This is a genomic window from Robertkochia sediminum, from assembly GCF_016786255.1.
In the GTDB taxonomy this organism is placed as follows: Bacteria; Bacteroidota; Bacteroidia; order Flavobacteriales; family Flavobacteriaceae; genus Robertkochia; species Robertkochia sediminum.
In genome coordinates, this window is record NZ_JADMKT010000077.1 from 141693 (window position 1) to 161173 (window position 19481).

The 19481-nt window shown below is 46.2% G+C and carries 21 protein-coding genes; 13 read left to right on the forward strand and 8 right to left on the reverse strand.

Features of this window, described 5'->3' with window-relative positions:
* Positions 1 to 36: 36 nt before the first annotated feature.
* On the reverse strand, positions 37 to 336 hold the full coding sequence (locus tag IS446_RS10510) for a hypothetical protein (RefSeq protein WP_203060487.1): 300 nt from the start codon (positions 334 to 336) through the stop codon (positions 37 to 39).
* A gap of 317 nt (positions 337 to 653) precedes the next feature.
* On the opposite strand from IS446_RS10510, the gene IS446_RS10515 reads away from it, so the two are divergent.
* From IS446_RS10515 to IS446_RS10540, 6 genes are all read left to right on the forward strand, one after another.
* Complete coding sequence (locus tag IS446_RS10515) at positions 654 to 1091, forward strand: hypothetical protein (protein WP_203060488.1); 438 nt, start codon at positions 654 to 656, stop codon at positions 1089 to 1091.
* Between the two features lie 168 nt (positions 1092 to 1259).
* Positions 1260 to 2495 (forward strand): PAS domain-containing sensor histidine kinase, encoded by a 1236-nt coding sequence (locus IS446_RS10520; protein WP_203060490.1) that lies wholly within the window; start codon positions 1260 to 1262, stop codon positions 2493 to 2495.
* Entirely contained in the window at positions 2492 to 3538 is a 1047-nt protein-coding gene (locus IS446_RS10525) for a response regulator (protein ID WP_203060492.1), read from the forward strand. Before IS446_RS10520 ends, IS446_RS10525 begins: the two co-directional genes overlap by 4 nt.
* A 95-nt stretch (positions 3539 to 3633) precedes the next feature.
* Positions 3634 to 4416, forward strand: coding sequence for an MlaE family ABC transporter permease (locus IS446_RS10530; RefSeq protein WP_203060494.1), 783 nt, complete (start codon positions 3634 to 3636; stop codon positions 4414 to 4416).
* Complete coding sequence (locus tag IS446_RS10535) at positions 4413 to 5195, forward strand: ABC transporter ATP-binding protein (protein WP_203060496.1); 783 nt, start codon at positions 4413 to 4415, stop codon at positions 5193 to 5195. The genes IS446_RS10530 and IS446_RS10535 overlap by 4 nt, the downstream gene beginning before the upstream one ends.
* An 8-nt stretch (positions 5196 to 5203) precedes the next feature.
* A complete protein-coding gene (locus IS446_RS10540; RefSeq protein ID WP_203060498.1) occupies positions 5204 to 6175 on the forward strand; it encodes an MlaD family protein in 972 nt (323 codons plus the stop codon).
* Positions 6176 to 6236: 61 nt separating this feature from the next.
* Here the strand turns inward: IS446_RS10540 and IS446_RS10545 are convergent, their stop codons facing one another.
* The 7 genes from IS446_RS10545 to IS446_RS10575 form a co-directional block, all read right to left on the reverse strand.
* Positions 6237 to 7007 (reverse strand): hypothetical protein, encoded by a 771-nt coding sequence (locus IS446_RS10545; RefSeq protein WP_203060500.1) that lies wholly within the window; start codon positions 7005 to 7007, stop codon positions 6237 to 6239.
* Positions 7008 to 7090: 83 nt separating this feature from the next.
* Entirely contained in the window at positions 7091 to 7963 is an 873-nt protein-coding gene (locus IS446_RS10550) for a DUF808 domain-containing protein (RefSeq protein WP_203060501.1), read from the reverse strand.
* Between the two features lie 147 nt (positions 7964 to 8110).
* Positions 8111 to 8983, reverse strand: a complete 873-nt coding sequence (locus IS446_RS10555; protein ID WP_203060503.1) for an ABC transporter ATP-binding protein — start codon at positions 8981 to 8983, stop codon at positions 8111 to 8113.
* The gene (gene modB / locus IS446_RS10560; RefSeq protein WP_203060504.1) at positions 8980 to 9651 is read right to left on the reverse strand and encodes a molybdate ABC transporter permease subunit; all 672 of its coding nucleotides are present in this window, start codon (positions 9649 to 9651) and stop codon (positions 8980 to 8982) included. Before modB ends, IS446_RS10555 begins: the two co-directional genes overlap by 4 nt.
* Complete coding sequence (locus tag IS446_RS10565) at positions 9648 to 10052, reverse strand: TOBE domain-containing protein (protein WP_203060506.1); 405 nt, start codon at positions 10050 to 10052, stop codon at positions 9648 to 9650. Before IS446_RS10565 ends, modB begins: the two co-directional genes overlap by 4 nt.
* Positions 10045 to 10842 (reverse strand): molybdate ABC transporter substrate-binding protein, encoded by a 798-nt coding sequence (modA, locus tag IS446_RS10570; RefSeq protein WP_203060508.1) that lies wholly within the window; start codon positions 10840 to 10842, stop codon positions 10045 to 10047. Before modA ends, IS446_RS10565 begins: the two co-directional genes overlap by 8 nt.
* A 149-nt stretch (positions 10843 to 10991) precedes the next feature.
* Positions 10992 to 11558, reverse strand: coding sequence for a flavodoxin domain-containing protein (locus IS446_RS10575; RefSeq protein WP_203060509.1), 567 nt, complete (start codon positions 11556 to 11558; stop codon positions 10992 to 10994).
* Positions 11559 to 11860: 302 nt separating this feature from the next.
* On the opposite strand from IS446_RS10575, the gene IS446_RS10580 reads away from it, so the two are divergent.
* From IS446_RS10580 to IS446_RS10610, 7 genes are all read left to right on the forward strand, one after another.
* A complete protein-coding gene (locus IS446_RS10580; RefSeq protein WP_203060511.1) occupies positions 11861 to 12463 on the forward strand; it encodes a flavin reductase in 603 nt (200 codons plus the stop codon).
* Complete coding sequence (locus tag IS446_RS10585) at positions 12460 to 13632, forward strand: M20 family metallopeptidase (RefSeq protein WP_203060513.1); 1173 nt, start codon at positions 12460 to 12462, stop codon at positions 13630 to 13632. Before IS446_RS10580 ends, IS446_RS10585 begins: the two co-directional genes overlap by 4 nt.
* Positions 13632 to 14654 carry a hypothetical protein gene (locus tag IS446_RS10590; RefSeq protein ID WP_203060514.1) on the forward strand — a complete coding sequence of 341 codons (1023 nt, stop codon included), beginning with the start codon at positions 13632 to 13634 and terminating at the stop codon, positions 14652 to 14654. The genes IS446_RS10585 and IS446_RS10590 overlap by 1 nt, the downstream gene beginning before the upstream one ends.
* Before the next feature lie 438 nt (positions 14655 to 15092).
* Positions 15093 to 15254 carry a hypothetical protein gene (locus IS446_RS10595; RefSeq protein WP_203060516.1) on the forward strand — a complete coding sequence of 54 codons (162 nt, stop codon included), beginning with the start codon at positions 15093 to 15095 and terminating at the stop codon, positions 15252 to 15254.
* Positions 15255 to 15505: 251 nt separating this feature from the next.
* A complete protein-coding gene (locus tag IS446_RS10600; protein ID WP_203060518.1) occupies positions 15506 to 15688 on the forward strand; it encodes a hypothetical protein in 183 nt (60 codons plus the stop codon).
* Positions 15689 to 15860: 172 nt separating this feature from the next.
* Positions 15861 to 16946, forward strand: a complete 1086-nt coding sequence (locus IS446_RS10605; protein WP_203060519.1) for a flavin monoamine oxidase family protein — start codon at positions 15861 to 15863, stop codon at positions 16944 to 16946.
* Positions 16947 to 17183: 237 nt separating this feature from the next.
* Complete coding sequence (locus IS446_RS10610; protein WP_203060521.1) at positions 17184 to 19472, forward strand: DUF748 domain-containing protein; 2289 nt, start codon at positions 17184 to 17186, stop codon at positions 19470 to 19472.
* The last annotated feature ends 9 nt before the right edge of the window (positions 19473 to 19481 follow it).

Consider the following 19481-nt stretch of genomic DNA (forward strand, 5'->3'; position numbering starts at 1 on the left):
TGATAAAGGGTACTGTGACCTTAAGGGGTAAACAGATCACACAGCAGGCGGAGGCCTGGAGAACAGGTAGAAGACCGGAGCTTCGGGGTGAAATTCTGTACTGTAATGAAGCGAATATGCTTCTGCCGAAGGTGGTGTTATAAACAGTTCGTCTGTGTCGGCAATGTCAGGCGTCAATGCCGGTGTATTGGCCATCACCATGACATTCTCGCAAAAGCTGCAACATTCCACACAATCGTCTTCATGGGAAAGGGTGTGGTATGCGGCCAGTTTTGCGGTAATGAGCAATCCCATCAGGAAGATGGCAATGACACTATGTAATTTTCTGACGAACATCGTACAAACGTAAGGATAAAATGAAAGGCTTAATGTTAAAGAAATTAAAATATGAGACGACCATACAGCAATTTGAGGCTTAAATGGCTGAAATTGAGGTTGTTTTTTTTGGTTATCTTAATTTTAAGGTGATTTCTGTCATTTTTTTTACAGGAGGCAGGTGGTAAATTAGGAAGGCACATTTTTCTGAGAAAAGTTATTGTCCGGATCGCAGGGGGAGGCCATGATCTGAAATGAAGAATGTGAAAAAATGCCTTAGCGCATTTCCGGGCATGAAGGAGATGAAGGAGAACATAACCATATAAAAACTTTACAAGATGAATACAGAAAATAAACCAACGGTAATGGAGCTGCAGCGGGCGCAGGTTTTTCACCGCGATGCCGAAGACTGGCTTTCTGAAATTGATTTTATGGAAGATGAAATGGCCTTTTTCGGAGAATTACTTAAGAATTACTTTATGGCCCTGGCCGAAAAGGACTGGGATGAAGAAAAGGTCCTGATCAAACACAGGAGAATGATCACTACTGAGATCGAATTGATGCGACAACGCATTAACGAGCATCACGGCCATTTGACCACCCTGATCGATCAAGCCCATCCCGAAAGCCAGGAAAGAGCCCTGGAGGCAGAACACTACGAGGTAGCTACCGGATTTAAGGAACTTCGTAAAGAGTTTAACAGGTATAAGAAGGACCTTTTTACCAATGTAGGTGAGGTCCTGAAAGAAAAAAAGCAGAAAAGGTTAACCCACTAATACCCCTATATGGTATCAGGGTAACTGAACAGGAACCAAATGGATCATGAATGAGAATTCTGAGTGATCGGAATTCAGGCTTTGGGAAAATGGCATCCATTTGGTTCCCATCCTGAACAGGCAGATTCTGCTGCTCCAGGTTTTAGATCAAATAACTGCATCTACATTATGTCGGCATCTTCATCATATGAACAACTATTCGAGATCTTCACCACCACCATTTCTGAGGGTATACTAGTAGTTGATAAGGATAGTCGGGTTATTGCTTTGAACAAACAGTTACTGGAGACCTTCGGATACGAGAGAGAAGATCTGGAAGGAAAGAGCTTTGAGGTATTGATCCCGGAGATGTACCGGGAACCGCATAAGGATCATTTTAAAGGCTACATCCACGATCACTCTAAACGGCGTATGGCCAGTGGAAGAATTCTTTATGGTAAACACAAGGATGGCGATAAGGTACCGATAGAGGTAGGGTTGACCCCGGTAAAGATCGAAGGTGAACTGTTCGTGGTCGCTTTGATCATCGATGTGACCAGAAAATACGAAACAGAAAAGTCTATTAAGAAACAGAATAAAGCACTGGAAGAAATGGTTATGGATCGTACAGAACAATTAAATAAGACCGTAGACCACCTTACCCGCGAATGTCAAAAGCGCGAGATCGCAGAAAATAAGGTGAGAGAAGCCCTTAAGAGAGAAAAGGAACTCAATGCCATCAAGACCAGTTTTATGCAAATGGTGTCTCATGAATTCAAGACACCGCTAAGCGGCATTCTCACCTCGGCTATGCTTATAGAGAAATACAGCAATAGCGAACAGCAGGATAAGCGGTTGAAACACCTGGAAAGCATCAAGCGCAAGGTACAGCACCTTGACGCCCTTCTCAATGATTTCCTTGCAGTTGAACGCCTGGGATCGGGAAGGGACAATTACCGCTTCTCTCAGTTTTGGCTCAATGACCTGATGGAAGAGGTGGCTGAAGAAACCGAACAACACCTTACCGAAGAGCAAACCCTGCTCAAGGAGTTCCCAACCGAAAGTATTAGCATGTACCAGGACAGGGTGGTGATCAACCTGATCTTGTCGAATGTGCTTAACAATGCTGTGAAATATTCCGGAGACACCGGAAATATCGTACTCAGAGCCGAAAGGCTGGCAGACCAGGGACTCATCAAGATCCAGGTAACCGATAATGGTATGGGCATACCACAGGAGGAACAACAGTATATTTTTTCGAGGTATTTCCGGGCTTCGAATGCCAAGAACATCCAGGGAACGGGTATCGGACTTAATATGTCTAAAAAACACCTGCAAAACCTGGGTGGTCATATTTTCTTTACCAGCCGCGAGGGTGAAGGCTCGGTATTTACCATCATGTTACCCGAAATTTTGCAACAATGAAGAAAGTACTATTGATCGAAGACGATGAGCAGTTAAGAGAAAATATTGCCGAACTGCTGGACCTTTACAGTTATAAGGTATACACTGCTGCCGAAGGGGCAAGTGGAGTAGCCCTGGCGCAAAAGGTTCACCCCGATGTGATCGTATGCGACATTATGATGCCGGGTATGGATGGTTACGAGGTGCTTGAACGGTTGTCCCATCGTGGCGAAACCAGCAAGATCCCTTTCATCTATATGTCGGCTAAGTCAGAAAGGGCAGATGTGCGTAAAGGGATGGACCTCGGGGCCGATGACTATATACCAAAGCCCTTTGAAGAGCAGGAGCTCATTAGTGCGATCGAGAACCGTATAGCGAGGGTGGCCATCCTCAAAAGAAGGGAAGAAGAAACCGGTACGAACACGAATATCCCTTTTATAGAGCACCTGGATGACCTCAAAAGCTGGTTTTATGACAATGGGGAGGTGCTGGAATTCGCGTCAAAAGCCTTTATATACAAGGAGGGGCACCATTCTAATTACGTTTTTCTGGTAAAAGAAGGGGTGGTGAAGACCATCACCATGGATGAATCCGGGCATGAGCTTATTAATAAGATCATTCGTGAAGGTGACTTTTTCGGGTATAATGTCCTTATGGAGAATACCCCGTACCAGGAATCGGCTATAGCCATTAAACCAACCAGTTTAATGGCGATCAATAAGGAGATGATGTCCAATATCCTGGTCAAGAATCATCACCTTACCATGGAGTTTATCGATATGCTATCTACCGATATTATTTCGTATAAAGAACGTTTACTGCAGATGGCCTACGGTAGTGTTCGTAAAAAAGCGGCGTCTTCGATTCTGCAATTTTTGCAACAGCTCGATCCTGCACCCCAGGAGGGCATCTATATTTCGCGCTCCGACCTGGCCAGTGTTGCAGGTATCGCCCCGGAGAGCTTTATCCGCGCCCTTACCGAATTTAAGAATGAAGGATTGATCTCTTCTAAAGGGCGTAATATCAAGGTGCTGGATGTTGAAGGACTCAAAAATATCTTATAAGACGACGATAAACGAAAATATGTTCACCCCCGTGGGAATGATCCTGTAAGTGCCTGAATTATCGTAACTTTAATTAAGACCTAAGCAGGATGAACATGTTGAACTTTCCAGACATAAAGGATCGTGTACGCTCTTTTTTTGAGGAGGTAGGGAAACTTTCGCGTTTCGCAGGTCGTTTTTTTAGGGAAGGATTTCGCCGTCCTTTTGAGTGGAACGAATTTTTAAAACAATGTTATAACGTTGGTAACCGTTCCCTCACCCTGGTGATTCTTACCGGATTTATTATCGGAATGGTATTCACCATTCAATCCAGACCAACCCTTATTGAATTTGGAGCAGAATCCTGGCTTCCTTCCATGGTTGGCCTGACCATTGTAAGAGAGGTGGGACCGGTATTAATAGCTTTGATCTGCGCCGGACGCGTAGGCTCAGGGATCGGAGCCGAGTTGGGCTCTATGCGGGTTACCGAACAGATCGATGCCATGGAGGTTTCGGGGACCAACCCTTTTAAGTTTCTGGTGGTCACCCGCATCTTTGCCTGCGTATTTATGCTGCCTCTGTTGGTCCTGATCGGTGATGCCTTTGCCCTTTATGGTTCCTACTTGGTAGAAAATATCAAAGGCGATGTGTCTTATCAGCTCTTTTTTAATAATGTATTCGGTAACCTGGCCTTTGGCGATCTGATGCCTGCGACCATCAAGTCGTTCTTCTTTGGCTTTGCCATTGGTCTGGTAGGTTGTTACAAGGGCTATCACTGCACGAAAGGTACCGTTGGGGTAGGCGTAGCAGCAAATACAGCCGTCGTGGTCTCTTCCTTATTGGTTTTTATTATTGACTTTATGGCGGTGATCGTAGCCGATATCTTTTACGAATTATGAAAACAGAACAGCACATAGCATCAAACCACACATCAGAAAGGCAGCGTTCTGAAGGGGTCCTTGAGATAAAGAACCTCCGGAAAAGTTTTGGGGAGAATAAGGTGCTCAATGGCTTTTCGATGAACCTTTACCAGGGGGAGAACCTAGTGGTTATGGGGCGTTCGGGATCCGGAAAGTCGGTGATGATCAAGTGTGTGGTGGGATTAATGCAACCCGATAGTGGTAGTATCAAGATCCTCGGGAACGAGTTGACTAATCTGGACCGAACTGCATTGGACAAGCTCCGGGCGGAGGTCGGATTTTTATTTCAGGGTAGTGCGCTCTACGATTCCATGACCGTGAGAGAAAATCTGGAATTTCCACTGCGCCGGCATACAGACCGTTTCGGAGCCGATATGGATACCGAAGCCCTGATCGTAGAGGCATTAGAAAGTGTGAACCTGGCGCATACCCTGGATCTTTTACCTAACGAACTCTCAGGAGGGATGCAACGAAGGGTAGCCCTGGCCCGGGCCTTGATCCTGAAACCGAGGATCATGCTTTATGACGAACCTACCAGCGGACTCGACCCTATAACGTCCAAAGAGATCATTAAACTCATGCAGGCGGTCCAGGAGAAATACCAAACCTCTTCACTTATCATCACCCATGATGTAGATTGTGCAAGAGTGATCTCCAACCGGATGATCCTGTTGGTTGATGGATTGAATTACGCCGAAGGAACCTTTGCAGAGCTCTCGCGTTCTGCGGACCCTAAGGTGCAGGCATTTTTTAAATAATTACGCTTATGAGATCAAATAGCGCAAGAAATATGCGATTAGGAATTTTTGTGGTTGCAGGGATGTTAATCTTTGTAGTGGCGGCATACCTTATTGGGAACGATCAAAATTTGTTTCAGGATACCTTTCGCCTCAATACCCGTTTTCGCAATGTAAGCGGACTCCAGACCGGGAATAATGTGCGGTTTTCCGGAATTCATGTGGGTACGGTAAGGGAGATCGAAATGATCAACGATACCACCATAGTGGTAGGCATGGTCATTGAAAGCAAGGTGCAAAAGTTTATCAGGACCAACGCCATGGCATCCATAGGCTCTGATGGTCTTGTGGGAAGCAGGGTAATGAATATTGTTCCCGGAACAGGCGATGCTCCGGTGGTTACCTCGGGAGATTTTATCGCAGGAGATACCAAGCAGGGTACCGACCAGATGATGGCTACCCTCGGCAATACCAGTGATAATATTTCTATGCTGTCTTCACGCCTGTTACAGATCGCCGATGACATCAATACAGGAAAGGGCACCCTGGGATTGCTCGTAAACGACAGTACCATGGCTGCCGATCTGCGTACAGCCATTAACAACCTCAAGACAACATCGGCTAAGGTCTCGGCAAGTATGACCGATATCAATAAGGTAACAGCAGGCCTGGATCGGGGAGAGGGCTTGGCTTATGCCATTCTGAAGGATACTGTCCTGGCTGGAAAATTCAGAAGTACCCTTGATGATCTCCAGGCTTCAGGCGATCATATACGGGAGGTAAGTGCTTCCCTGAATGAGATCACCGATAAACTGAATAGGGAAGAGGGTGCTTTGCATTACCTGACCTCCGATGAAGAGGCGATGAGCACATTAAAGGCGATCCTTGAAAATATAGAGCAGGGTACCGATAAGTTCGATGAGAACATGAAGGCCATGAGAGAACACTTTCTGTTTCGGGGGTATTTCAGAAAATTAGAGAAACAGCAGGAAAAACAATAAATAGAAAAGGCCGGACATCGCGTCCGGCCTTTTTATGTTTTAGCGTTAGAGATCTCAAGGCTTAACGTCCTTTTTTGATCTCTTCTCTTAACCACAGGTAATAGTGATCAAATCTTGGGTGTAACTTTATGTAAGTAACATCGGCCTCAGCCATTTTACCGATCGCTTCGATACGATCTGGCCCTACATTGTGTACATTAATGAGATGGTCTGCAACTACCGCGGCTTTATTGGCAGCGTTCGCCCAGCTCTTGTTGCTTATGCTTTGAACAGTAACTGCCAGGGTATCGTATTTATTTATGGTGGCCGCAAGTCGGTTCATAAAGTCTTTGGCATTGTCGCTCATGCCTAATTGGTTCGAAGCCGTAGTGAAACTGGTCGTATTGTTGAGAATGATCATAACAGCTCCACCTTCTACGCCTATCTGCGCATCTTCTCCCAGGGTACGCTTGAGATCGGTTAGTACCAGGTACGAAAGCGAATCGTGGGCGCTAAAACTGTCATTGATCTGCTTGAGCTGGGCTTCGCGTTTTTGCAGTGTTTCCAGAGTTCTGGAAATATTGCTGGTCTTTTCTGTGGAAGCCATGATAAATTTGTTCAGGTTTTCCAAAAGCCCCTCATTCGTTTGCTTCAGTTGCTCATTCTGTTCTGCTATGGTATTGGCCTTGGTTTCGGCAGTTCTCAATTCACGTTGTGTCGTTACCAATTCGGTTTCGAGGGAATCGACAGTTCCGTTGAGCATATTCACCGTTTCGATGAGTTCACTTCTTCTTTGAGAGAAGGCCTGGGTAGTAAAGAGGATAGCCAGTAGGGCGGGTAGAATTATTCGCATAGTCAAAAAGACAGAATTTTAGTTAATGTCCGCAAGATATTAAATTTTTACGCCGATTCAACAATACTGTGGCCTGCCGTTTATCAGTGACCTTTTTTAAAGAGCTTTTTGACCAGGCTAACTACCACAAGAACAAGGATCCCTGCGACCAGTCCGGTTAAAAATTCCCCCAGTAATGAAGGTAAGCTGTGCACCAGATGGTGTATCTTTTCAATATTATGAACAAAGATCCCGCCAGATACCAGTAACAAGGCTATGGTACCGATCACACCTAATGACTTGATCACCCAGGGCAAAGCATTCACCAGCACCTTTCCCACCTTATCGGTAAAGGTATCGTCTTCGCCATTAAAATTAATGAACCGGTATCCCAGGTCGTCCATACGCACGATCATGGCCACGATGCCATAGACCCCAACGGTGGCTACCAGGGCTATGAGGGTCACTACGCCCACCTGTACCGTTAAGGATTCCTGCATCACCGTACCCAGGGCTATGATCACGATCTCTACCGAGAGAATGAAATCGGTGATGATCGCAGAACGTATTTTTTCTTTCTCCTTCACCAGGATATTGGCCTTGTCCAGGTTTTCGAATTCGTTTGTTTCTTCCTTGTGTTCGCGGTGAAAAAAATATTCGTAGATCTTTTCGGCACCCTCATAGGCCAGGTATAAACCGCCGATAATAAGAATAACCGTAATGACCTTTGGGGCGTAGGCACTTAGCAGGAATGCGATGGGTAATATAATAGCTTTATTGAGCAAGGAGCCCTTGGTGATCTCCCAAAGAACGGGAAGTTCCCTGGACGATAAGAATCCCGACGCCTTCTCTGCATTAACAGCGAGATCGTCGCCTAGGATCCCTGCAGTTTTTTTTCCTGCTACCTTGGTCATGGCCGCTACATCGTCCATGATGGCAGCAATATCATCCAATAGGGCAAAAAAACCTGAAGCCATAAATCTAGTTTTGTAAAAGGTTAGGATTAAAACGTGATGCTGAATTTACTATTATTTTAGCAAATCTTACAAAATGCGGGGTAAAGTATTCGTGCCTTAGTAGCAAGGTGCCTGCCTTCGCTAAAGCTCCGGACCTTTGATCTGCTCCTACAGCGGAATAATGATCGGATTAAACGCCTTTGTGGCTACGACTACGCGAGCACCCTTTTTTAGGTTCACCACTTCGTCTTCGCTGGCGATCACCCTTACAATATCGCGGTTGATCAGAATGCTCACCACATAGATCAATTCCTGTTTGTCGATGCGTAGAATTTCTCCGGTAAATTGAAATTTTCCGCTCACCTGATGATGGGAGAATATACTTATCGGACTCCCGTGGGCAACCACCTTGCCGTCTTCTAATTTAACCACCCGGTCTGATAATTTATGGATCTCGCCGATGTCATGTGTTACCAGGATGGTGGTGAGGTCGTATTTTTTATGAAGCGCGAGTAAATGATCCTGAAGGGTAGAGCGTGTTTCGGCATCCAGGGCAGAAAGCGGTTCGTCCAGCAGTAATATATCCGGCTGTTGCACCACCGCCCTGGCCAGGGCTACGCGTTGTTTTTGACCTCCGGAGAGGGTGTCGGGTAGTCGATCCATCAGGGGATCTAAATGGGTGAGGGCGGTGAGTTCTTTTATTATTGAAGGGTCGGAATGCCTGGGCAAGGCGAATTCGAGATTCTTTTTAACCGTTAGATGAGGGAACAAGGCCGCATCCTGGAACACATACCCTATCTTTCGATCTTGTGGTGGGGTCATATGTCCGGTGTCCGAATCGAACCATTTATAGCCTTCAACGGTAATCGTGCCGCGATCTGGTTTTAAAAGACCGGCGAGCATTCTAAGGGTAGAGGTCTTACCGGAGCCCGATGGCCCGTAAAGAGAGATGAATTCGCCTCTCCCGATCTCCAGCTCGAGCTGGAGGTTTATATTGCCGGAAGGCGATCTAAGGGTTTTATGTGCATGGAGGGCGATCATTTCCAGAATCGTTTTAGGTAGCCACCGTTAATGAGGTATACCAGCAAGAGGATCACAAAGGTGATCACGAAGAGGATCATTGAATACACATTGGCAGCACCGTAGTTCATGATCTCTACTTCTTCATAGATCGCGATGGAGGCCACACGTGTTTTTCCGGGGATATTCCCTCCGATCATCAGAACTACCCCGAACTCACCTACGGTATGGGCAAAGGCCAGAACGATGGCGCTGAGCATGGAAGGCCTGATATTGGGTAGTAATACCTTGAAAAGGGTATTCTGTTTTGATCTTCCCATAAGGTAGGCCGATTCCCTAAGGGAGGGTGGTGTTGCGGCAAGTCCCGACCTTATAGGATGTACCATGAACGGCAAACTGTAGATCATAGAGGCCAGAACAAGGCCGGAAAAGGAAAAGACCAGGCGCAGTCCCAGCCATTCATTGAGCCAGTTTCCAAAAGCGTTATTTGGGCTGAAAGCCAGCAGGAAATAGAAGCCCAAAACGGTGGGAGGCAACACCAGGGGCATGCTTACTAGGGTTTCTACCACCGGTTTTATCCGCGACTTGCCAAAAGCCAGCCAATTGGCAAGCGGAATGGCAACTATGAGTAAGAGCAAGGTCGTTACCAGGGCGAGTTTAAAAGTGAGTAAGAGGGGATCCCAATTCATCGCGAAGCAAGCATGATCTCGTTAAACTTCACCAGTGCTGTGAGGGCGGTACCTTCGGTGAGTTGCATGGTGCTCAAAGCGGTGGTAGGAAGCAGGGCCGTCATGGGACCGGCTTCCGAATTCAGATAGATACGGGTAAGTATTTTACCTTCTTCCAGCCTGTATACCCTACAGGGAATACGATTGTGTACGCTAATGTTGGGGATCGCTTCCCGGGAAAGTATCAATTCGGTCTCCTTGAAAAGCACTTCGATCTCCCGGCCATTCCGGAGGTAGTTTACGGTTTCCGGGGTATCTATGACCATAACCTCAAGAGGGAGGTTGCCTTCAAGATCGACATGGACCATAGTAAGACTACCCTCACTTTGCATCCCGGTGATATGTCCTTTTAAACTATTCATGGATCCCGTATCCGTATCTGTGAAGGATCATTTTCGCCGGATCTGAAGTGAGAAAATTAATAAACCGGATCTCTTTACTGTAATCGGGGTTGGTGTCGGTAATGATCACCATGCCCTGAGCTATAGGGTCGTAGGTGCTTTCATCAATATTGGTATAGATTCCCTTTCCCTTGATCTCGGGCGAAAGAACGATCGACTTTGCCGTGATCCCCACCTCGGCAGCACCGGAGGCAATGAACTGGTGGGTCTGGGAAATATTCTCTCCGTATACGAGTTTGGTTTCAATATCGCGGTAAACGTCGTGGAATTTTAAGGTTTGCAGGGCAGCCATTCCGTAAGGAGCAAGTCTCGGATTGGCCACGGCAACATGGGCTATCTTTCCGTTCTTCAAGCCATCGAAAGTGGGGTTAACGCCTTCCGTTCCGGTCCAGATAACGATCTTTCCGTAGGCGTAGATCTTAGGTGACCCGGCAGCCATCCCGGCTTTTTGTACCGCTTGAGGATAGGTCATGTCTGCAGAGATGAACACGTCGTAAGGGGCTCCCTCGAGGATCTGTGCGTATAGTTGCCCTGAAGCCCCGATAGAAACCTCGCATTCGATCCCTGATGTTTTTTCAAATTCTTTGGTGAGTTCTGCAATGGCGTATTGCATATTGGATGCTACAGCCAGATGCAGGCGTTCATTGGTTTGCGGGAGCTTGCACCCTGACAGGAACAGGAACGAAATTCCCAGCAGGAGCAGCCTGATACCGGAAAACGCATAGATCTTGATCACTGTTACTATTTGCATCGTTAAAGGACGTTGGTTGAGCTGTAAGTTCAAATCATAGGTTTATTTTGATCTCAAGTCAATGCCAACCTGAACGTAAAATTACGTGGGGAATCGACAATTGTATCCAATGTAAGAAAAGTATTTTATTTATCCCAGTTTGGCCGGCCTTAAACAGATCGGTTACTGCCGGTCGAATCTACAGCTGTTTCGGTCTTTTTAAGAAATGCCCCGATCCGGTTTTTCAGGTCTTCCCAGTTGGTGTATTCATGATCCTTAGATGTATCTGTATCACCACCCTGTCGTTTGGCGATCATTCGCATGACCAATCGCTTAAAATAGTCGTATTGCGTGTATTTAAGAGCTCCCGCCACATGCCATACCTCCTGTGTTTTCCAATTGGCCGCTTCCAGGAATTCACGGGCAATTTGTTGTGCCTCCTCGTGTTCTTCCCTGATGTCTGAGGCGACAGCCATGCATACCGAAAAGAATACCGAAGGCATCCGGTTCAGGGTGACGTGATGGCGGTTGACATAAGAAACGACTGCCGGATGGTATTTGTGCATATGGATAGAACTACCGATCAGGATGCTGTCGAACGCATCGGGAGCAGGAGGCTCATCGGTGGCATTGGCAATGCTTGCCCGATGCCCCTGGTTTTCTATGACCTCTTCTATAAACCGGGCTATCTTTCTGGTTTGCCCTTCACTGGTACCGTAAATAATGAGAAATTTCATGAGCTTAACTTTTAGTTTGAAAATGCTGTTGTAGAAGGTTGTTCAGGGCAACACACCTAAGGTACATCCAACATGTGATTCGTGAAATGACGAAGGTCAATAAGCAAGGCTTCAACAACCAAAGCTCTGACACAGACCTTTGCTGTAAGGGGCTTAGCGTTATTCCGGGTCTTTGCTTGAGTCGCTTATTGCGACATCTTATACCCATGTCGTTGGATATTACTCACAAAGACTAACATTTATCATAAATTAATCAGGTCTTCGTACGTACCTTAGATGTTGACCAATGTTTAAGAAAATTTATGAAGACCGAAACGTTTATCCAGCTGGATCTCTCACTGCCTGTATGGGGTCAAACCTTTGTAGTGGCGCCATTGGTAGTGATAGGTACCAAAGAGGGGGATAGGTACGATATGGCTCCAAAGCATATGGCTACTCCCATGGGCTTCGATAATTTCTTCGGTTTTGTATGTACTCCCGACCACAGTACCTATCACAATGTGATCAAGCACAAGAGTTTTACCGTAAGTTTTCCTATTCCTGAAGGGATTACGGTAACCTCCTTAACGGCTACGCCTCGAAGCAGTGGTCTGTCTAAGGTAAAGCCGGTGATCAATGCCTTGCCTACCGTAAAAGCCAAAAAGGTAGATGCTCTGTTGTTGGAGGATGCCTATTTACAACTGGAATGTGCCCTGTTCAAGATCATCGACGGTTTTGGAAAGAACAGCTTGATCACGGGGACCATAAAGGCTGCCTATGTGGCTCCGGAATATATGAAACAATCAGACCTCGATGAGCAGGAACAGCTGCGTAACAACGGCTTGCTCACCTATATAGCTCCCGGTCGCTTCTCGGTGATCAGGGATACGCTTAATTTTCCCTTTCCCAAAGATTTCAGAAGATGACGGTAGCAGGTAGCATATCCGACCAGGTTTTAAAGATCCTTCAAAAGGAAGAAGAGGCCGTTATGGATATGCTGAAGCAACTTGTTGACACCGAATCGCCTTCACGGGTGCCTTCAGCACTCAAAAAGATCATAGATCTTATTACCGTTGAATTCCATAAGCTGGGATACTATACCTTTTATCAGCCCGGAGAAACTACCGGCGGATTTCTATATGCGCGGCCCCGTAAGCGGGATAAAGCCGCTCCGGTACAGCTATTGGTGGGGCATTGTGATACGGTATGGCAACTCAATACCTTATTCAGTATGCCTTTCACGGAAGATGAATCAAAGATCTCCGGTCCCGGCGCATACGATATGAAGGCTGGGATCACTCAGATCCTCTACAGTATAAAGATCCTTAAAAAGCTGGGGGAAACCCCTGAAGTGACCCCGGTGATATTGATCAATACCGATGAAGAGATAGGAAGTATAGAATCCAGACGCATCATAAAACGCCTGGCCAGGCTGGCAGAAAGGGCCTTTGTCATGGAGCCACCCCTGGGCCTTGACGGTAGGTTGAAAACCGAACGTAAAGGAGTGGGGCGATTTACCTTGAAGGTAAAAGGAAAGGCTGCCCATGCCGGATTAGATCCTGAAAAAGGAGTGAATGCGATCGTCGAGCTTTCACACCAGATACAAAAGCTCTATGCCATGAACGATCCTGAAAAAGGGATCACCGTAAACGTGGGAACCATAACCGGAGGGGTTTCTCCCAATGTAGTGGCGCCCGAAGGTACGGCTGTGATCGATGTACGGGTAAATAATACCGAAGATGGCGTATGGATCTCTGAACAGATCCTGGGGCTTACCCCCAAATTTCCGGAAAGTGAGCTCGTGGTTGAAGGTGGCATAGGTCGCCCGCCTATGGAAGCGACAACCCGTAACCAGGCTCTCTGGCATAAGGCTAAAGAAAAGGGTGCTGAGCTGGGGATGGACCTCAAGAGCGGGAAGGCCGGAGGAGGTTCCGATGGGAATTTTACCAGCCAGTATACTGCGACACTTGACGGACTTGGAACTCCGGGAGACGGAGCCCATGCACCTCATGAATATATTTTAAAACAAGGTTTACTGGAGCGTACAGCCTTGCTTACACTATTAATTTTAGAACCTTCATTGCAACGCACCTGATGAAAAACAGTGGATACATATTTACCACGTTAACCCGTATTTCTGACCTGGAAACGCAATCGTTTGCGTTGAAAAGGCTTTCCAGAGAGCATTGGGCTACAGGTGATTATATCGTTGGCAGGATCACCGATATAGGAAGTTCTTCATCCCAACTGGAATTGCCTAACGGTAGAATGCGGGGCGTTATCGGAGATGAACTGGTGGTTGGGGCCCTCGGCGTAAGACACGCCACCCTGGAGGCCACAGGAAGCTGGAAAGCCGTTGGAGACGATGGGGCTATGCATATGCTGTCCGGAGGCGGACTCATGGGGAAACTCACTTCCCGTTCTATGTTCATGCCCGAGATGATCTCGATTCTCTATCATGGGCATGTGATACGTGATGGGCAGAAGGTTACCATGGACGATTTTGTACGCCCTTGTGCTCAAAAGTCATACGACATACCAACCATACTGTTTATAGGAACCTCCATGAGTGCCGGGAAAACCACCTCGGCCCGTATTGTAACCTCACTATTAACCAGGGCAGGATATAAGGTGCTGGGCGCCAAGATCACCGGTACCGGCCGTTTTAAGGATATTCTGGCTGTGAAGGATGTGGGAGCAGTGCAGGTATATGATTTTGTAGATGCCGGCCTGCCCTCTACGATTTGCGACCCTGAGGTCTATGAAAAAAAACTGGACCATATGCTTAGTTGTATGGCCGCATCAGAGGCGGATGTTGCGGTTGTGGAGATCGGAGCTTCACCCCTTGAACCCTATAATGGCGATATCGCCTATAAGGGAATTAAAGATCAGGTGAAATGCTGCATCTTGAGTGCATCCGATCCTTATGCCGTTTACGGCCTCATGGAGGCTTTCGGGGTAAAACCCGACCTCGTTACCGGGATATCTACCAATACCCTGGGCGGTCAGGAAATGGTGGAGCGATTGTGTGGCGTGCCCGCAATGAACTTGCTCGACACCGGTTCGATACCACCCCTTAAAAGTATTCTAAGGCAAAAATTAGGTGTAAAAGTTTAACAGGTAACAGGTAACAGGTAATGGGTAACAGGCAATGGGTAACAAGTAATGGGTAACAGGTAATGGGTAACAAGTAATGGGTAACAAGTAATGGGTAACAGGTAATGGGTAACAGGTAATGGGTAACAGGTAATGGGTAACAGGTAATGGGTAACAGGTAATGGGTAACAAGTAATGGGTAACAAGTAATGGGTAACAGGTAATGGGTAACAGGTAATGGGTAACAGGTAATGGGTAATAAGTAATGGGTAATAAGTAATGGGTAATAAGTAATAAGTAATGGGTAATAAGTAACAGTTAAAAACAAATAACTAACAACCAATAACTAACAACCAATAACTAACAACCAATCACTAACAACTAATAACTAACAACTAATAACTTTTCAAAATTTCGAAACATAACCTTATAAACATAAACCTTCTAAAACTTTAAATTATGAAACTTCAAACCAGAGAAAACAGACAGCACTTTGTAATTGGACTTGTTATGATGACTTTTGGAGCCATTCTGACCTATGCGTTTACCGATCATATCGGAGCTATAGGAATGCTATTAGTGGCCCTTGGCGGACTCTATATGATCGCTAAAATGCACTGATGCTGTTTGAAGAACAAAACAGCTATCGTTTATCATATAAGCCATGTGATTTAACCTTTTTATGATAGGTTTCCTTCATCTGTTTCAGGGTTCGTTTTGCAAAAAGCTGATACAGATACCACAGGAAACCACAAACAGGAGTTTTGAACCCTTTTTGCCCCCATAAAGGGAAATGACGATCATAATTCTACCTCCTTACACCTAATAAGGGGGTAGAACTATTTGTTTTTTCAATTAAGCTACAGTATTCCATGAAGCCACAGGAAGAGCATTATCGCAGGTATGTATTTTTTGGGATCATCCTTATCGCTTTGGGAGTGATCTTCAGGACATCTCTTAGCGATGTAGCAGGAAGCCTGGGGACCGTTCTGGTCGCCTTTGGCGGACTTATGCTTATCGTTGGGATGAAGAAGAAACGCGATGCTTCTGAATAAAGACAGTCTTCTTTCGGTCTGACACAGCGCCCCGGACCTCCCAGCGATCCGGACCAGATGATGCTGTGATCATTGGTCGGTTATCTTCAGCGTTATAATCGTCTGCAGGCAGAGATATTATGGTTATCCTTTTTCATTCCTTACTTTTGTTCCTGCTATGCAAAAAGAAGAAATGAAAAATAAAACAGGTACTGCTGAAGTCCGCGCAGATATCGTTATCATAGGAGCAGGGCTCAGCGGACTCACCCTTAATTACTTACTAAAAGATTCCGGTCTTAATGTCGTACTGCTCGAGGCCAGAGATCGTATTGGTGGTCGTATCCTGACTTTAAAAAAGGAAGATGAGCCTACGGTAGAGATGGGAGCCACATGGTTTGGTAATAAACACCTCCACCTCATAGCCATGTTGAAAGAGCTTAAATTGGAGCGTTTTATCCAGGAGCTTGGAGCCACGGCGATCTATGAGTATATGAGTACGAGTCCGCCCCAATTGGTAGCCCTTCCTGATAATGACGATCCGAGCTTTCGCATAAAAGGCGGTACGACAGCGCTGATCGACGCACTTGCTTCTCACCTGGAGCAGGAAAAGCTATTCACCGGAACTGTGGTAGATCGCATCGTCAACAGCAATAATGGCTTGTTGGTAGCAACTAATGGCGAGACTTTTTTGGCAGATAAAGTAGTTTCAACCCTGCCACCCCATCTCTTTCATAAGAATGTAACCGTTAGTCCGCAACTTCCCCGAGAACTTCAGGAGCTTATGTCGTCTACCCACACTTGGATGGGAGAATCGATCAAATTCGGATTTACGTATAAGGAGCCTTTCTGGAGGGCTCAGGGTACCAGTGGGACGGTATTCAGCAATACCGGGCCGGTTACCGAAATGTACGATCACTCCGATTTTGAAGATACACATCACGCCCTTAAAGGCTTCCTCAATGGGAATTATTATTCACTCACCCGCGAAGAACGCAGGGAATTGATCCTGCGACAGCTTAGAAAATATTACGGTAGCAAGGCCGATACCTTTACCGATTACCACGAATGCGTTTGGGCCAAAGAACCCTTTACCTATGTGCCTTATGATGCGCATGTACTGCCGCATCAACATAACGGGAATCCCTTGTATCGCAATTCCTGGTTAGATGGTCAACTTCTGATCTCCGGCTCGGAGACCGCCAAAAGCTTTCCGGGATATATGGATGGAGCTGTAGAAAGTGCCCGTTGGGTTTGTGATCAGATTCTTGGAGATCGGTAAGCTAACAGATCTGAGAGGTTAGTTAAATGGTTGAGGCATAGAGATATAATGCTTTGGTGCTTCGATTAATTAAGCTAATTTTATAGTTGGCTCAATGTGAGCCAAATGGCTTTTCCCTTCCTGTAATACACTTCTGTAATGGTGATGGCATTTCGTATAATTGAATAACCAGGACCATGATGTTTCAGGTTTTATTGTGGGCTTCCGGTCTTGGTGAAGTAAATGCGTGAACACACTATGAAGACCAAAAAAAGGACCGTTCGCTACGTGCTGTTGGGGCTAATGTCCCTTATCATCCTTGCTTTAATACTCTTGCCCGGTATAGCGCGGAAATACATCATTAATAACAGCAAGGAGCTAATAGGGCGCCAGGTCGACATGGATAAGTTGCGGTTGAATTACTTCACCGGTACCGTCAAGGTCTTTGACTTTAAGATGTACGCCGCCAATGAAAAGGACCTGTTCTTTTCTTTTGATACCCTGATCCTCGATACCGAACCCTATAAATACGTCACTAACCTTATATCCCTCGACAGATTTTACCTTAAGGGTTTGAACCTGAACATTAGCAAGAAGGACACGATCTATAATTTTGATGATCTCATCGCTTATCACGCTTCAGAAGACACGACCACTACAGAGGAAGATGAGGTATTCAAATACCAGTTGTCTAACCTGGAATTAAAGGATGCTGCAGTACATTTTCACGATGGGGATGTGGAGAAGACGACCTCTTTTGAGGATCTTGAACTATTTCTGCCCTATATCGAATGGAACCAGGAAAATGATAGTGATGCCGATTTTGAACTGACCTTTTCGGAGGGCGGTGAACTTCGTTCTAACTTTGCCTATCATCCCCAAACCGGGAATTATGAAGGCACCATTACCATTGAAGCCCTCGAATTAAGTCCGTTCTATAATTACGCCGCCCAATTTGCAGAGATCAGTAAATTAGATGGCCATATTAATACCACCATCCATCTAAGCGGAAATACGGAGATCCCTGAAGATTTGTTAGTAACCGGAGATGTAGACCTGATAGATTTCGCCATGAGCGATAAGGGCGGACAAAAATTTCTGGGCAGTGGGAAAGTACACTGTAACCTGGAAGAGATCTTATACAGCAAAAGTTCGTACATCATTGGCGACCTGCAGATCGAACAACCCTATCTGAAGTTCGAAATGGATTCTGTCTCCAATAATCTGTTCAGGATCTTTAAGCTGAATGAAGGAGAAGAGATCGCCGAAACCGGATCTGAAGATGATCCCAACGCCAAAGCAGATGCTCAAACCAAAGCGGAAGCAAATGAGTCAGATAATACCCCCACCAACGCTAATGACGAGACATCAGGGAATATCTATTACGCCTTAAAACACATGAGTGTCAAGGGTGGGGTGCTGGAATACCGCGATAACCTAACCGGACAGCCCTTTGATTACTTCCTTAGTGAGATCACTATGGATACCGATAGTATTTACAGCGATAGCGAATGGGTAGACATACGCTCCGATATGTTGCTCAATGAACGGGGTACCCTCAAGGCTAGCGTTGGATTCGATCCGCAGGATCCTATGGAACTGGATATCGATATCGCTATAAAGGAATTCTTGTTATCCGATCTGAATATCTATTCCAAGCATTATACGGGCCATTCGATCCTGAACGGCGATATGTTCTATTTCACCAATTCTCAGGTGACCAACGGTCAGATCACCAGTGAGAACCAACTGCTGATCAAGAATGTCTCTGTGGAGAATACTAAGGGCGGACTCTGGTCTTTGCCGCTAAAGCTGGCAGTGTTTATTCTGAAAGATAAGAATGGAGACATTGAACTGGATGTACCTGTAAGGGGCAACCTCAATAACCCGGAGGTCGATGTTTGGGACCTTGTCGGGACTACCCTGAAGAAAAAAATATTCGATGCCACCGATAATCCGGCGCGAAGCCTCGCCAAATTGGTAGATGCCGAGCCGGAAGACCTGGAAGCTGTTCTCTTGAGTTATCCCGATACGGTGCTTACAGAAGATCATCAGCGGCAGTTGGATCTGATCCTGGAACTGGAAGGGAAAAAAGAAGGACTTGGTATCGCCATGAACTATGTCTTTGATGCAGAAGCACTACATCAGGCAGATTCATCGCAAGCCGACACTACTGCCATGAGCCGGCAAGCGGTAGCAGTAGACAGTTTGGATGCGAATAGCAAACAAAAGAGCCTGCCCCGGGCTTCAGTAGCTACAGATAGTACGAGTGCTAACAGGCAGGGCGAAAATACAGCAGGGCAGCCAGCCGATTCGCTACTTGCCGGATATGGTGAGGTAATGATAAGCAAGATCAAGAGGTATTTAGATCAAAAAGATCCCAACACCCAAATAACGGTGCAAATGGCAGCACTCAGCGATGCTTCGGCCGTGGATGCACCCCCGCAGTTTAAGGTCAAATATTCCCTTAGGGAAGCATCTGAAAATGCTGCTGAGGTGAGCAAGGATTCCCTGCCAGCGAACACAGGGAACAAAGAGAGGCAGTGACCATAGGGT